The following is a 14,147-nucleotide window of genomic DNA, read 5'->3' as shown; positions in this document are numbered from 1 at the left end:
TCCCCGAAGCCAGGACTAGAACAGGTTATAGTTCTGAGGCGCTTTGGCGCTATGGTGTAGGAGTTCCAGGCAAGTCGACTCACCAAGAACCTGTTTCTGGCAAGAACCTGTTCCAGGAGGGTTGCGTGGAGGTCACCGCTGACGTGGTCGTCGTCGGGTTCGGTGCGGCGGGTGCGTGTGCCGCGATCGAGGCCGCGACGGCCGGTGCGTCGGTGGTGGTGCTGGACCGGTTCGCCGGAGGCGGCGCGACCGCGTTGTCCGGCGGGGTCGTCTACGCGGGCGGCGGCACGCGGCAGCAGGTCGAGGCCGGGGTCGGCGACTCGGTGGACGCGATGGTCGCGTACCTGCGGCACGAGGTCCGGGACGCGGTGTCGCCGCAGACCCTGCGGCGGTTCTGCGAGGACAGCGCCCAGTCGCTGGCGTGGCTGGAGGACCAGGGCGTCCCGTTCGACGCGCGCGTGTCGCCGTTCAAGACCTCGTACCCGACGGACGACTACTACCTGTACCTGTCCGGCAGCGAGGACGCCTGGCCCGACCCGGCGCCGCGCGGGCACCGGACCAGGGCGAAGGGCACCTCGGGCAAGGTCCTCTTCGCCCGGCTGGCCGAGGCGACCCGGCGCGCGGGCGCGCGGATCATGCCGCAGACGCGGGCCGTCGACCTGGTGGTCGAGGACGGCCGGGTCACGGGCGTGCGGTGCCGGACGCTGACCGGACTGCCGCGCGTCCTGCACCGGGCGCTGTCCAGGGCGGGCGCCAAGCCGTGGCTCTACCACCCGCCGTTGGGCAGGAGGCTGTTCGGGCTGGCAGCGCGGCTCGAACGGTTCAGCCGACCGCTGGTGGTCCACGCCGGGCAGGGCGTGGTCATCGCGGCCGGCGGCTTCATCGCGAACCGCGCCCTGGTGCACGAGCACGCTCCGGCATACCGCGGCGGACTCGCGCTGGGCACGCCCGGCGACGACGGCAGCGGCATCCGGCTCGGTGTCGCGGCCGGTGGGAAGACCGCGCGGATGGACAGGATCTCGGTGTGGCGGTTCGTCACGCCGCCCAGCGCATTGCAGCGCGGCGTCTTCGTCGACCCGGCCGGGCAGCGGTTCGGCGACGCGACCCGGTACGGCGCGGCCAACGGGACCGAGATCGTCGAACGCGGTGGCAGGGCCTGGCTGCTGGTCGACGACGAGATCCTCCGGGTCGCCCGCGCCCAGGTGAAGACCCAGACCGCGCCGTTCCAGCGCTGGCAGGTCCGCCACCTGCTCCGCCGCGGCCTGGTCACGGCGCCGACGATCGAGGAGGTCGCGGCGAAGGCGGGCATCGCGACGCCCGAGCCGTTCGGGACGCCGCCCTACTCGCTGATCAACGTCTCGGTGCGCGCCGGGTTCGGCTACCCGTGCCCGATGCTCACGCTCGGCGGGCTCGTCGTGGACGAGGACACCGGTCAGGTGCGGGGCGTGCCCGGCCTGTACGCGGCCGGGCGGTCCGCGGTGGGTGTCTGCTCGGAGTCCTACGTCAGCGGTCTCGCGCTGGCCGACTGCGTCTTCTCGGGCCGCCGCGCCGGGCACCACGTCGTGAAGGAGGTCAGGTGCTGACGACCCAGAACCGGGAGGCGGCCGCCGAGCTGCTGCGGGCCGCGGAACGCGACCGCGTGCCGATCAAGCCGCTGGTCGAGCTGTACCCGGACATCGACGTGGTCGACGCGTACGAGATCCAGCTGCTCAACGTCCGCCACCGCAACCGGGACGTCATCGGCCACAAGGTCGGGCTCTCGTCGCTCGCGATGCAGCAGATGATGGGTGTGGACGAACCGGACTACGGCCACCTGCTCGACGACATGCAGCTCGCCGGCACCGCGGACGCGTCGGCGTACCTGTACCCGCGCGTCGAGGTGGAGATCGCGTTCCTGCTGGCCCGCGACCTGCCCGGCGAGGGGTGCACGGTCGAGGACGTCCTGGAGGCCACGGAGTTCGTCGCACCGGCCATCGAGCTGATCGACAGCCGGATCGAGAACTGGCGGATCGGGTTGCAGGACACGATCGCCGACAACGCCTCCTCGGCCGGGTTCGTGCTCGGCTCCGAACGCGTTCGCCCGTCCGAAGTGGACATCGGCGCGGTCGTCGCCACCCTGCGGCGCAACGGCGAGGTCGTCGCCGAGGGGCGGGGTGACGCCGTGCTGGGCGACCCGGCGATCGCGGTGGCGTGGCTCGCCGCGAAGGTCGCGGGCTTCGGCGTCCGGCTGCTCGCGGGCGACGTCGTGCTGCCCGGCTCGTGCACGCGGGCCGTCGACGCGAGACCCGGTGACGAGTTCCACGCCGAGTTCGCCGGACTCGGTTCTGTCGACCTGAAGTTCGAATAGGGGTGACTGGGTGAAGGCGGCCATCGTCGGCTCCGGCAACATCGGCACCGACCTGCTCTACAAGCTCCGGCGCTCGTCCGTGCTGGAACCCCGCTGGATGGTGGGCGTCGACCCGGCCAGCGAAGGGCTGCGGCGCGCGGCGGACCTCGGGCTCGAGGTCTCGGTCGACGGCGCGGACTGGTTGCTGCGCCAGGACGAGCTGCCGGACGTCGTGTTCGAGGCGACCTCCGCGGCGGTGCACCGGGCCAACGCCCCGCGCTACGCCGAGGCGGGCATCCGGGCGATCGACCTGACCCCGGCCGCGGTCGGGCCGTACGTCGTCCCGCCGGTGAACCTCGGCGAGCACCGGGACGCGCCGAACATCAACCTGATCACGTGCGGTGGCCAGGCCACGATCCCGATGGTGCACGCGGTCTCGCGGGTGGTCCCGGTGTCGTACGCGGAGATCGTCGCGAGCGTGGCGTCGGTGTCGGCGGGACCGGGGACACGGGCCAACATCGACGAGTTCACCCGCACGACCAGCCGCGGCATCGAGGCGATCGGCGGTGCCGCGAAGGGCAAGGCGATCATCGTCCTGAACCCGGCCGACCCACCGATGATCATGCGCGACACGATCTTCTGCGCGGTACCGGAGAACGCCGACCCCGACCCGATCACCGACTCGATCGCCCGGATGGAGACCGACATCCGGTCGTACGTCCCGGGATTCCGGCTGGTGCGGGAACCGCAGTACGACCCCGGCCGCGTCGCGATCTTCGTGGAGGTCGCGGGCGCGGGCGACTTCCTGCCGGAGTACGCGGGGAACCTCGACATCATGACCGCCGCCGCGACGAAGGTGGGGGAGGAGATCGCCCGTGCAGCTCAGGTTGACCGACACGTCACTGCGTGACGGCTCGCACCACAAGCGGCACCAGTTCACGGCCGACGACGTGCGCTCGATCGTGGCGGCGCTCGACGGTGCCGGCGTGCCGGTCATCGAGGTGGCGCACGGCGACGGGCTGGGCGGGTCGTCGTTCAACTACGGCTTCAGCCGCACGCCGGAGCAGGAGCTCATCAAGGTCGCGGCCGAGACGGCCACGCGGGCCAGGATCGCCGTGCTGATGCTGCCCGGGGTCGGGGTGAAGGACGACATCCTGGTGTCGCAGGACAACGGCGCGTCGATCGTCCGGATCGCCACGCACTGCACCGAGGCCGACGTGTCCGTGCAGCACTTCCAGCTGGCCCGCGACCGCGGTCTGGAGACCGTCGGCTTCCTGATGATGGCGCACTCGCGGCCACCGGAGGCCCTGGCGAAGCAGGCGCGCGTCATGGCCGACGCCGGCTGCCAGTGCGTCTACGTGGTCGACTCGGCCGGAGCCCTCGTCCTGGAACAGGTTTCCGAGCGCGTCGAGGCGCTGGTCGCGGAACTGGGGGACGACGCCCAGGTCGGCTTCCACGGGCACGAGAACCTCGGGCTGAGCGTCGCGAACTCCGTGGCCGCGGCACGGGCGGGCGCGAGGCAGATCGACGGCAGCGTGCGCGGGTTCGGTGCGGGCGCGGGGAACACACCGCTGGAGGCGTTCGTCGGCGTCTGCGACAAGCTGGGTTTCACCACCGGCGTCGACTTCTTCGAGATCGTGGACGCGGCCGAGGACGTCGTGCGTCCCGTCATGCCCGAGGAGTGCCTGCTCGACCGGATGGCGCTGATGATGGGGTACGCGGGCGTCTACTCCAGCTTCCTCAAACACGCGTACACGCAGGCCGAGCGCTACGGCGTGTCCGGCGCGCAGATCCTCGTCCGCGCGGGCGAGCGCAAGCTCGTCGGCGGGCAGGAGGACCAGCTGATCGACATCGCACTGGAGCTGAGCAGGGAGAACGTCCGATGAGCGAGGAGATCCTCGGCAAGGTGCGGGAGCTGCTGCCCTCCCTGAGGGAACGCGCCGCGGAGGCGGAGGAGCTGCGCAGGGTGCCGCCGGAGTCGGTGAAGGCGTTGCAGGAGACCGGTTTCTTCCGGATGCTGCAGCCCGCCCGGTACGGCGGCTTCGAGTCGCACCCGCTGGACTTCTACACCGCCGTCAGGCTGATCGGCAGCGCCTGCGGGTCGACGGGCTGGGTCGCGTCCGTGCTGGGCGTGCACCCGTGGCACGTCGGGCTGTTCGACGTGAAGGCGCAGGACGAGGTGTTCGGCGAGGACCAGGACACCCGGATCTCGTCGTCCTACGCGCCGACGGGCCGCGCGACGCCGGTCGAGGGCGGCTTCCGGTTCAGCGGCAAGTGGAGCTTCTCGTCCGGCTGCGACCACGCCACGTGGGTGCTGCTCGGCGGCCTGGTGATGAACGACGAGGGCAAACCGGTCGACTTCAGGACGTTCCTGCTGCCGATCTCCGACTACCTGATCAACGACGTGTGGGACACGGTCGGCTTGCGGGGCACCGGGAGCAACGACATCGTCGTGGAGGACGTCTTCGTGCCGGAGCACCGGGCGCTGAGCATGGTGCACACCGCGCGGTGCAGGTGCCCCGGCCAGGAGGTCAACCCCGGCCCGCTGTTCCGCATGCCGTACGGGACGATCCACCCGTACGCGATCACCGCGCCGATGATCGGCATGGCGACCGGCGCGTACGAGCTGCACGTCACCGCGACCCGCGAGCGCGTCCGGGCCGCCTACCTGGGCGAGAAGTCGGTGGACGACCCGTTCGCGCAGGTGCGCATCGCCACGGCGGCCGCCGACATCGACACCGCGTGGTGGCAGCTGGAGAAGGACATCACCGAGGAGTGGGAGCACGCCGTCGCCGGCACGAAGATCCCGGTCGAGCTGCGCCTGCGGGCGCGGCGGGACCAGGTGCTGGGCAGCGCGCGGGCGATCTCCGCGATCGACCGGCTCTTCGAGAGCGCGGGCGGCAAGGCGATCAACGCGGGGCTGCCGCTGCCCCGGTTCTGGCGCGACGCGCACGCCGCACGGGTGCACGCGGCCAACGACCCGGAGCGCGTGCTGGTGCTGTACGGCAAGAACGAGCTCGGCATCCAGGTCCGCGACGGGTTGTTCTGAGAGGGCGTCGATGAGCGTGCGGTTGCACTACCACGAGGCGGGTGCGGACAACGCCGAGACGCTGGTCCTGCTGCACGGCGGCGGGCCCGGTGCGTCGGCGATGTCGAACTTCCGCGCGAACATCCCGGTGTTCGCGAAGTCGTTCCGGGTGTTGGCGGTCGACCTGCCCGGCTACGGCCGGTCGGACAAGCCCGCCGAGCACGACCAGTACTTCTCCTTCGCCGCCAGGGCGTTGAAGGACCTGCTGGACTCGCTGGAGGTCGAGCGGGCCCACCTCCTCGGCAACTCGCTCGGCGGCGGGACCGCGGTCCGGTTCGCCCTCGACCACGGCAAGCGCGCCGGGCGGCTCGTGCTGATGGGGCCGGGCGGGCTGTCGTTGAACGTCTTCTCACCGGATCCGACCGAGGGGGTGCGCAAGCTCGGCGCGTTCGCCAGGACACCCACGCGGGAGAAGATCGAGGAGTTCCTGCGGATCATGGTCTTCGACCAGTCGCTGATCACCGACGAGCTGGTCGACGAGCGGTTCGAGGCCGCGTCGAGGCCGGAGTCGTTGCGGGCCATGGCCGCGCTCGGCAAGTCGTTCTCCGGCGCGGACTTCGAGCAGGGCATGCTCTGGCGCGAGGCGTACAGGCTGCGTCAGCGCGTGCTGCTCGTGTGGGGCCGCGAGGACCGGGTCAACCCCCTGGACGGCGCGCTGGTGGCGCTGAAGCTGATCCCGCGCGCCCGGCTGCACGTGTTCGGCGGCTGCGGGCACTGGGCGCAGCTCGAGAAGTTCGACGAGTTCAACAGGCTGGCGCTCGACTTCCTCGGGGAGGCGTGATGGGCATCCGTTCACTGGGCTACCTCAGGATCGAAGCCACCGACATGGCCCGGTGGCGCGAGTTCGGGCTGAAGGTCCTCGGCATGGTCGAGGGCAAGGGCTCGGCGGAGGGCGCACTGCACCTGCGCATGGACGACTTCCCGGCGCGGCTGGTGATCGTGCCCGGCACCCGGGACCGCCTGCAGGTGTCCGGCTGGGAGGCCGGCACCGAGGCGGAGCTGGAGGACGTGGCGAAGCGCCTGGCCTCGGCCGGGGTCACCTACGTCGAGGGCACGGCGGAGGACCTGGCGGAACGACGGGTGAACGGGCTGATCAGGTTCGACGACCCGTCCGGCAACACCCTGGAGGTGTTCCACGGCGCCGCGCTGGAGCACCGGCGGGTCGTCTCGCCGTACGGGCACCGGTTCGTGACGGGGGAGCAGGGGCTCGGGCACGTCGTGCTGTCCACTTCGGACGACGAGGCCGCTCTGCGCTTCTACCGCGACGTGCTGGGCTTCCGGCTGCGCGACTCGATGCGCCTGCCGCCGCAGTTCGTCGGCAGGCCCGAGGACGGCCCGCCCGCGTGGCTGCGGTTCTTCGGCTGCAACCCGCGCCACCACAGCCTCGCGTTCCTGCCGATGCCGACGCCGAGCGGGATCGTGCACCTCATGGTCGAGGTCGAGAACACCGACGACGTGGGCCTGACGCTCGACCGCGCGCTGCGCCGCAAGGTGCCCCTGTCGGCGACCCTGGGCCGGCACGTGAACGACCTGATGCTGTCGTTCTACATGAAGACACCCGGCGGGTTCGACGTCGAGTTCGGTTGCGAGGGACGGCAGGTGTCCGATGAGGACTGGATCGCACGGGAAAGCACGGCGGTGAGCCTGTGGGGACACGACTTCAGCGTGGGGGTCCGGAAGTAGCGGCCCGCTACCGCTCCGTCCTCGGCCATTTCTGCACGGGGGTGACCGTGGTGACCGGCACGTCCCCGGACGGGCCGGTCGGGTTCGCCTGCCAGGCGTTCGCCGCCCTGTCGCTCGACCCGCCGCTGGTGCTGTTCTGCCCGCGACGGACCTCGCGCAGCTGGTCCGCGATGGCGCCGGCCGGCTCGTTCTGCGTGAACGTGCTGGCCGAGGACCAGCGCGAGGTGTCGGCGGTGTTCGGCCGGGCGGGCGCGGACAAGTTCGCCGGCACCTCCTGGACGCCGTCGCCCACCGGGGCCCCGGTGCTCGACGGCGCCCTGACGTGGGTGGACTGCCGCGTGACGGCCGTGCACGACGAGGGTGACCACCACGTCGTCATCGGCTCGGTCGTCGAGCTGGGCCCGGTGCGCGAGGCGCGGCCGCTGCTGTTCTACCGCGGCCGCTACGCCTCGCACGCCGAACTGGACCCGCGCGGCTGGTCCGGCGAGGTCCTCGACAACCTCCTGACCTGGCAGCGCCAGTCAGAGTGGAGCTGACGCCGTGACGTGCCAGCACGCGCCCGGGATCCGCACCTCGTCGTCGTGCACGAACCCGTCGAACGCGCTCCTCACGCCGGCGAGGATCCCGGCCCTGTCCTCCTCCGGAGCCTCCCGCAGCGCGCGGGCGATCGGGCCGAGGTTGCCCAGGTACGTGCCCAGCAGCTTCTCGGGCATCGTGCAGGTCCGGTCCACCGGGCTGAGGCCGACCTCGCCCCACCCGGCCCGTTCGAGGATCTCGCGGGTCCTGCCGGCGTCCGCGAGCGAGAACGGTCCCGGCCCGTCCGGGTCCGGCGCGGGCGCGTCGGGCACCAGCTCCGCCGCGGCCTTCGACGCGGTGGTCATGAACGGGTTCTCCTCCGCCGTGCGCCAGACGACCAGGCTGAGCTCACCGCCCGGCGTGGTGGCGCCGAGCAGGTTGCGGAAGGCCGCCTCCGGATCGGCGAAGAACATCACCCCGAACCTGCTGAGGACCAAGTCGAAGCTCTCGCCGAACGCGTGCACCTGCGCGTCGGCCTCGATGAACCGCGCCACGCCGTGCTCGCGTGCCGCGGCGAGCATCGTCGAGGAGATGTCGACGCCCAGGCAGTCCGCCCCGGTGGCCTCGGTGACCGCCCTGGTGACGCCGCCCGTGCCGCACCCGACGTCGAGGACCTTGACGCGCGGCCGTTCCAGGGCGTGCCGCACCAGCACGTCCTGGAACGGCCGCAGCACCATCTCCACGACGTCCTGCGCGTTCGCCCAGCCCCGGCCCGCCGCGTTCCACCAGGCCGCCTGCTCGCTGTTGACCTCAGATGTCATGCTCACACCGTCCTACTTCAAGTCGGCTTGAGGTCAAGTGTCGTGGACTTCGCGGAAATCGGCATCGGTGAGGTCGTCCGCCGCTCCGGCGTGCCCGCCTCGACCCTGCGCTACTACGAGGAACGAGGCCTGATCGCGTCCCTGGGCCGCCGCGGCCTGGCCCGCGTGTTCTCCTCGGCCGTGCTGGAACAGCTGGCGCTGATCGCAGTCTGCCGCTCGGCGGGGTTCTCCCTCGACGAGATCACGCTGATGTTCTCGCCCGACGGCCGTCCGTCCCCGAACCGCGCGATGCTCGCGGCCAAGGCGGACGAGCTGGACGTGACCATCCGCAGGCTCACCTCCATGCGCGACGACCTGCGGCACGCCGCGGCCTGCCCGGCGCCGTCGCACCTGGAGTGCCCGACGTTCCGCCGCGTGCTGAGGGAGGGGTTCAGGCGGCCGGACGGCGACGCGGGTCCGTGACCGCCGCGATCACCCGCGGGTGAGGCGGGTGAGTCGTTCCAGGTGGACCTGCGGACTGCCGAACAACTGCCCGCTCCCGTGCGCCCGCTTCAAGTACAGGTGTGCGTCGTGCTCCCAGGTGATCGCGATGCCGCCGTGCATCTGCACCATCTCGGCCGCGACCTTGAAGAAGGCCTCGGAGCAGTACACCTTCGCCACCGCCGCCGACACCTCGTCCACCGCCGCGAGCGAGGCCGACCGCGCCGTCTCCACGAGCACGTGCAGATCGGCCATCCGGTGCTTCAGGGCCTGGAACGACCCGATGGGCTTCCCGAACTGGACCCGCGTCCTGGTGTGCTCGACGGTGAGCTCGAGCGCCCGTGCGGCAGCACCTACCTGCTCCGCGCTCAACGCCGCCAACGCGATGTCCCGCACGCCGGGGGACCACGGCCCGAGGTACGTGGCGGCACCACCGGTCAGCCGGACGGCGGCGAGGCGGCGCGTCGGGTCCATCGCCGGGGTGTGCGAGCGGGTGACGCCGGCCGGGTCGGCCTCGTACAGCGAGACGCCGTCCGTGACGAGCAGGATCTCGGCGGTGTCCCCGTCCAGGACGTAGCGGACGCCGCCCTCCAGCGCACTCCCGGAGGCCGTCGTGGTGATCTCCGGGTGGTCGGGTGGCGCGGCGGTCACCCCGTCGCCGGCGGCCCACGGCCAGACGAGGGCGGCGATCTCCCCGCCGGCGATCCGGGGCAGCAACCGGGCGCACGCCTCGGCGTTCCCGGTGGCCAGCAACGCCTGCGAGGCGAGCGTCGAGGCGAGCAGCGGTGCCGGGGTGAGGGTGCGGCCGAGTTCCCCCAGCGCCACGTGGGTCTCCGGCAACCCGGCGCCGGAGCCGCCGTACTCCTCGGGGATCGGGAGCACGCCGATGTCGCACAGCCGTGCCCAGAGAGCCTTGTCGTGGCCGTGCGGTGCCTCGATGGCCGCGCGGACGTCCGAGTGCCTGTCGAGCACGCCGCGGACGGCGTCGCGCAACGCCAGTCGTTCCGGTGTCACAACGCCTCCAGCACTCGGGCCCGGTGCGTCGACGGGCTGCCCCACGCCGTGCGCAGGGCTCGGGTCTGCAGCAGGAACCTGCCCAGCTCGTGCTCGGCGGTGTAGCCGATGGCGCCGTGCACCTGCAGGGCGGTGCGGGCGGCACGCCAGGCGGCGTCGGAGGTGGCCACCTTGGCGGCGGACACGTCCCTGGACGTCAGGGTCACGGCGGCGCCGAAGACCAGGGGCCGTGCCATCTCCAGGCCGACCAGGACGGTCGCGAGGTGGTGCTTGACGGCTTGGAACCGGCCGATCGGCTGGCCGAACTGCGCGCGTGCCGCGGCGTACGAGGTGGTCATCTCCAGCATCGCCCTGCCCAGGCCGAGGAGCTGGGCCGAGCAGGTCAGGACACCCAGGTCGAACGCGCGGGCGGCCTGCACACCGGTGGCGACGACCGGGCCCGCCGCCAGTTCGGCCAGGCGGCGGGACGGGTCCACGGACCGCAGGAACGAGGTGGGGGACGCCTCGTGCACGTCGGAGCCCTGGACCAGGAAGTACCGATCGGCCTCGACGGCGTGGGGCACCAGAGGCGGGAAGGCGACGGAGCCGGCACCCACCCCCAGGGCGGGCAGCACCGCGAGGGACTCGACCAGGGGCCCGGCCGACGCGTGGTGCCCCAGCTCCTCGAACACCACCACCAGGTCCACCGGGTCGGTCACCTCGTCCAGACCCAGCGCACCGAGGTCGGTCCGGCCCGCGGCCAGGAAGTCGTGCAGCACGGAGGCGAGGTCCGCCTGCTCGGCGGACAGCGTGAACATCATCGCGGCAGCCCCAGGAGTCGTTCGGCGATCACGTTGCGCTGGATCTCGTTGGTGCCGGCGTAGATCGGTCCCGCCAGCGAGAACAGCCACCCGTCCCGCCAGCCCGGCGCCACCTCGCCGAGCAGGTCGAGCGCGGTCTCGTGCAGGGCCACGTCGAGCTCGGACCAGAACACCTTCGTCACGCTCGCGGCAGGCCCGCTCAACGGCTGCGCCAACGCGCCGTACGTGTGGAGGCGGTAGGCCTGCGCGCCGATCCACGCGTCCACGACCCGGTCGCGCAACGCCGGATCGGGGTTCTCGCGGTACAGCTCCACCAGGCGCGCGGCCGCGGCGGTGAAACGGCCGGGGCTGCGCAGGGTGAGGCCGCGCTCGGTGCCCGCGGTGCTCATCGCCACGCGCCAGCCGTCGCCGGGTTCGCCCACGACGTCGTGGTCCGGCACGAACACGTCGTCGAGGAAGATCTCGGCGAAGCCCGGCTCACCGTCGAGCTGGGCGATCGGCCGCACCGCCACGCCGGGGGCGCGCAGGTCGAACAACAGGTAGGTCAGGCCCCGGTGGCGTTCGCCGGGGCCGGTGCGGAAGAGCCCGAACGCGCGGTCCGCGAACGCCGCCCTGGAGCTCCAGGTCTTCTGGCCGCGCAGCAGCCAGCCGCCGTCGCGGCGGACGGCCGTGCTGCGCAGCGACGCCAGGTCCGACCCCGCCTCGGGTTCGGACCAGGCCTGCGCCCAGACCTCGTCGGCGCGGGCCATCGCGGGCAGGATCCGAGCGCGTTGCTCGTCCGTGCCGTGCGCGAACAACGTCGGCGCGAGCAGGAAGATGCCGTTCTGCGAGACGCGGCCGGGTGCGCCGGAGGCGTGGTACTCCTCCTCGAACACCAGCCACTGGAGCAGCGAGGCCGCCCGGCCACCGAACTCCTCGGGCCACGAGACGACCGACAACCGGGAAGAGGCGAGGAGGCGTTCCCAGGACCGGTGTTCCTCGAAGCCCTCCGCGGTGTCCATCGAGGACAGCGGACGGACGTGCGCCGCCAGCCACGAGCGCACCTCGGCCTGGAACTCGAGGGTCGACGCGTCGAGGGAGAGGTCCATCAGCCGGAGGCCTTCTTCATCGCGCGGGCGTCCATGCCGGCCAGCGCGTCGGTGCCGACCTCGGCGTTGTGCGCGTGCGCGAAGTGGTGCAGCCCGAACACCGAGTCCATCCCGGCACGCATCCCCATCAGGTCCTCGGCTTGGTTGACCGCCTTCTTCGCGAGAGCGAGCCCGAACCGCGGCATCGCCGAGATCCGCCCCGCCAGCTCGAAGACGCTCGCCTCCAGCGACTCCCGGGGCACGACGCGCGACACCATGCCCCACTCGTGGGCGCGCTGGGCCGAGAACCGGTCGCCGGTGAAGAGCACCTCCTTCGCGGCACGAGGGCCGAGGACCCACGGGTGCGCGAAGTACTCGACACCGGGAATCCCCATGCGCACCACGGGGTCGGCGAAGAACGCGTCCTCGGAGGCGACGACCAGGTCGCAGACCCACGCCAGCATCAGGCCACCGGCGACGCACGCGCCCTGCACCATCGCGATCGTCGGCTTCGGGATCTCCCGCCACCGCCGGCACATCCCGAGGTAGACCTCCATCTCGCGCGCGAACCGGAGTTCGCCGCCCTCACGGCCGACGTGGTCCCACCACAGGACAGCCTTGCGCTCGAACGAGGTGTCGACGTCACGCCCCGGTGAGCCGATGTCGTGGCCCGCGGAGAAGTGGTCGCCGGCACCGGCCAGGACGACCACCTTGACCTCGTCGTCGTCGACCGCGCGGGTGAAGGCCTCGTCCAGCGCGTAGGTCATCGCCGAGTTCTGCGCGTTGCGGTACTCCGGGCGGTTCATGGTCACGACGGCGACCGCGTCCCGCCGCTCATACGACACAGTCACGCGTTCTCCTTGCGCAGTCGGATTTTGAGGACCTTGCCCATGGCGTTGCGGGGGAGCGCGGGGTGGAACTCCACCGCACGCGGCACCTTGTAGTTCGCGAGCCGCTCCCGGCAGAACGCGATCACCTCGTCCGCCGTCAGCGCGGAACCGGGCGCCGTGACCACGTGCGCCACGCCGACCTCGCCGAGCCGCGCGTCGGCCGTCCCGACCACCGCCGACTCCGCGACCCCCGGCAGGCGGGCCAGCGCCTGCTCGACCTCCGCCGGGTAGACGTTGAACCCGCCGCAGATGTACATGTCCTTGAGCCGGTCGGTGATCGAGAGGTACCCGTGCTCGTCGACCGTCCCGACGTCACCCGTGTGCAGCCAGCCGTCGGCGTCGACCGCGGCGGCCGTGGCCCCGGGATCGTCGAGGTAGCCGAGCATCACGTTCGGGCCGCGCAGCAGCACCTCGTCCCGCTCGCCCAGCCGCAGCTCGAACCCCGCGAGGGGGCGCCCGCACGTGTGCGCGACGGTCTCCGGCGAGTCACCGGGCCGGCACATGGTGGCGACGACCGCCTCCGTCAGCCCGTAGGCGGTGAGCACGGTCAGCGACAGCTCCGACCGCATGCGCTCGACCAGCGCCACCGGGACGACCGCGGCACCGGTGACCGCCAGCCGCAGGCTCGACAGGTCGAACGAGTCGCGCCCGGGGTGGTCCAGCAGCGCCTGGAAGATCGTCGGCGGCCCCGGCAGCACGGTGATCCGCTCCCGCTCGACCAGCCGCATCGTCTCGACGACGTCGAACACCGGCTGCGGCACGATCGTGGCGCCGCTCGACAGGCACGCCAGGATCCCCGCCTTGTAGCCGAAGGTGTGGAAGAAGGGGTTGACGATCAGATAGCGGTCCGCCGGAGTCAGTTCGCCGCACGAGGCCCACGCCTCGGCCACCCCGAGCGACTGCCGGTGCGCGCTCATCGCCCCCTTGCTGCGCCCGGTCGTCCCGGACGTGAACACGACGTCGCACAGCTGGTCCCCGGTCAGAGTGGGCAGGTCGACGTCGGCCGGGACCCAGGACGCCGGCAGCCGCACCACCTCCGGCAGGTCCGGCGACAACGCCCGCAGCTCCGCCTCCCTGTCACGCCCCAGGAACTCGCCCTCCACGACCAGCACGCGGGCGGCGCTGCGCCGCAGCACGTCCAAGGTCTCCGTCGCGGTGAACCGCGTGTTGATCGGCACGAGCGCCGCGCCCGCGTGCAGCGCCCCGAGCCCCGCGACCACCCACTGGGCCGAGTTGGGCGCGCACAGGGCGACCCGGTCACCCGGCCGCACGCCCATCCCCACGAGCGCGCGAGCGGCGTCCAGCACCGCGCGACGCAGCTCCGCCCAGCCGATCCGGACTTCACCGTCCACCAACGCCTCCGCGTCGATGTACGAAGCAGCGGCCCGGTCGAGCAAGGCTGAAACCGTGTGCCTGCTTGGATCTACGGCCACAACGCCTCCAAAGCAAGTGCTTGGTAGGT

15 protein-coding genes are annotated in these 14,147 nt (G+C 72.0%); 9 read left to right on the top strand and 6 right to left on the bottom strand.

The features are described 5' to 3' along the window. Positions 1-125 precede the first annotated feature (125 nt). From L6E10_RS32095 to hsaB, 8 genes are read left to right on the top strand one after another with little or no spacing between them, the layout of a single operon-like run. Entirely contained in the window at positions 126-1,583 is a 1,458-nt protein-coding gene (locus L6E10_RS32095) for an FAD-binding protein (protein ID WP_236223900.1), read from the top strand. After that, positions 1,577-2,347, top strand: coding sequence for a 2-keto-4-pentenoate hydratase (locus tag L6E10_RS32090; protein ID WP_236223899.1), 771 nt, complete (start codon positions 1,577-1,579; stop codon positions 2,345-2,347). The genes L6E10_RS32095 and L6E10_RS32090 overlap by 7 nt, the downstream gene beginning before the upstream one ends. 10 nt (positions 2,348-2,357) lie before the next feature. Beyond that, positions 2,358-3,236 carry an acetaldehyde dehydrogenase (acetylating) gene (locus L6E10_RS32085; protein ID WP_236223898.1) on the top strand — a complete coding sequence of 293 codons (879 nt, stop codon included), beginning with the start codon at positions 2,358-2,360 and terminating at the stop codon, positions 3,234-3,236. Further along, positions 3,202-4,212: a 4-hydroxy-2-oxovalerate aldolase gene (gene dmpG / locus L6E10_RS32080; RefSeq protein ID WP_236223897.1), complete on the top strand. Its 1,011-nt coding sequence runs from the start codon at positions 3,202-3,204 to the stop codon at positions 4,210-4,212. The genes L6E10_RS32085 and dmpG overlap by 35 nt, the downstream gene beginning before the upstream one ends. Beyond that, positions 4,209-5,375: a 3-hydroxy-9,10-secoandrosta-1,3,5(10)-triene-9,17-dione monooxygenase oxygenase subunit gene (gene hsaA, locus L6E10_RS32075; protein WP_236223896.1), complete on the top strand. Its 1,167-nt coding sequence runs from the start codon at positions 4,209-4,211 to the stop codon at positions 5,373-5,375. The genes dmpG and hsaA overlap by 4 nt, the downstream gene beginning before the upstream one ends. A gap of 10 nt (positions 5,376-5,385) precedes the next feature. After that, positions 5,386-6,195 (top strand): 4,5:9,10-diseco-3-hydroxy-5,9,17-trioxoandrosta-1(10),2-diene-4-oate hydrolase, encoded by an 810-nt coding sequence (gene hsaD / locus L6E10_RS32070; protein WP_236223895.1) that lies wholly within the window; start codon positions 5,386-5,388, stop codon positions 6,193-6,195. Beyond that, positions 6,195-7,097, top strand: coding sequence for an iron-dependent extradiol dioxygenase HsaC (gene hsaC, locus L6E10_RS32065; RefSeq protein WP_236223894.1), 903 nt, complete (start codon positions 6,195-6,197; stop codon positions 7,095-7,097). The genes hsaD and hsaC overlap by 1 nt, the downstream gene beginning before the upstream one ends. Beyond that, a complete protein-coding gene (hsaB, locus tag L6E10_RS32060; protein WP_308102924.1) occupies positions 7,061-7,633 on the top strand; it encodes a 3-hydroxy-9,10-secoandrosta-1,3,5(10)-triene-9,17-dione monooxygenase reductase subunit in 573 nt (190 codons plus the stop codon). Before hsaC ends, hsaB begins: the two co-directional genes overlap by 37 nt. Here hsaB and L6E10_RS32055 read toward each other — a convergent pair. Beyond that, positions 7,619-8,434, bottom strand: coding sequence for a class I SAM-dependent methyltransferase (locus L6E10_RS32055; protein ID WP_236223893.1), 816 nt, complete (start codon positions 8,432-8,434; stop codon positions 7,619-7,621). The two genes, hsaB and L6E10_RS32055, sit on opposite strands and share 15 nt — an antisense overlap. A 42-nt stretch (positions 8,435-8,476) precedes the next feature. Here L6E10_RS32055 and L6E10_RS32050 point away from each other — a divergent pair, with 42 nt between their 5' ends. Then, entirely contained in the window at positions 8,477-8,896 is a 420-nt protein-coding gene (locus L6E10_RS32050) for a helix-turn-helix domain-containing protein (protein ID WP_236223892.1), read from the top strand. Between the two features lie 9 nt (positions 8,897-8,905). Here L6E10_RS32050 and L6E10_RS32045 read toward each other — a convergent pair whose 3' ends face one another. From L6E10_RS32045 to L6E10_RS32025, 5 genes are read right to left on the bottom strand one after another with little or no spacing between them, the layout of a single operon-like run. After that, entirely contained in the window at positions 8,906-9,928 is a 1,023-nt protein-coding gene (locus tag L6E10_RS32045; protein WP_236223891.1) for an acyl-CoA dehydrogenase family protein, read from the bottom strand. Further along, positions 9,925-10,728 carry an acyl-CoA dehydrogenase family protein gene (locus L6E10_RS32040; RefSeq protein WP_236223890.1) on the bottom strand — a complete coding sequence of 268 codons (804 nt, stop codon included), beginning with the start codon at positions 10,726-10,728 and terminating at the stop codon, positions 9,925-9,927. Before L6E10_RS32040 ends, L6E10_RS32045 begins: the two co-directional genes overlap by 4 nt. Then, complete coding sequence (locus tag L6E10_RS32035) at positions 10,725-11,816, bottom strand: acyl-CoA dehydrogenase family protein (protein ID WP_236223889.1); 1,092 nt, start codon at positions 11,814-11,816, stop codon at positions 10,725-10,727. Before L6E10_RS32035 ends, L6E10_RS32040 begins: the two co-directional genes overlap by 4 nt. Then, positions 11,816-12,646 carry an enoyl-CoA hydratase gene (locus L6E10_RS32030; RefSeq protein ID WP_236223888.1) on the bottom strand — a complete coding sequence of 277 codons (831 nt, stop codon included), beginning with the start codon at positions 12,644-12,646 and terminating at the stop codon, positions 11,816-11,818. The genes L6E10_RS32035 and L6E10_RS32030 overlap by 1 nt, the downstream gene beginning before the upstream one ends. Then, complete coding sequence (locus L6E10_RS32025; RefSeq protein ID WP_275677228.1) at positions 12,643-14,082, bottom strand: FadD3 family acyl-CoA ligase; 1,440 nt, start codon at positions 14,080-14,082, stop codon at positions 12,643-12,645. Before L6E10_RS32025 ends, L6E10_RS32030 begins: the two co-directional genes overlap by 4 nt. Positions 14,083-14,147: the final 65 nt, after the last annotated feature.

The sequence above is a fragment of the Lentzea sp. CC55 genome, from assembly GCF_021056325.1.
Lineage (GTDB): Bacteria > Actinomycetota > Actinomycetes > Mycobacteriales > Pseudonocardiaceae > Lentzea > Lentzea jiangxiensis.
Note: the sequence above shows the minus strand (reverse complement) of the source record. Positions and strands in the feature narration are given on the sequence as shown.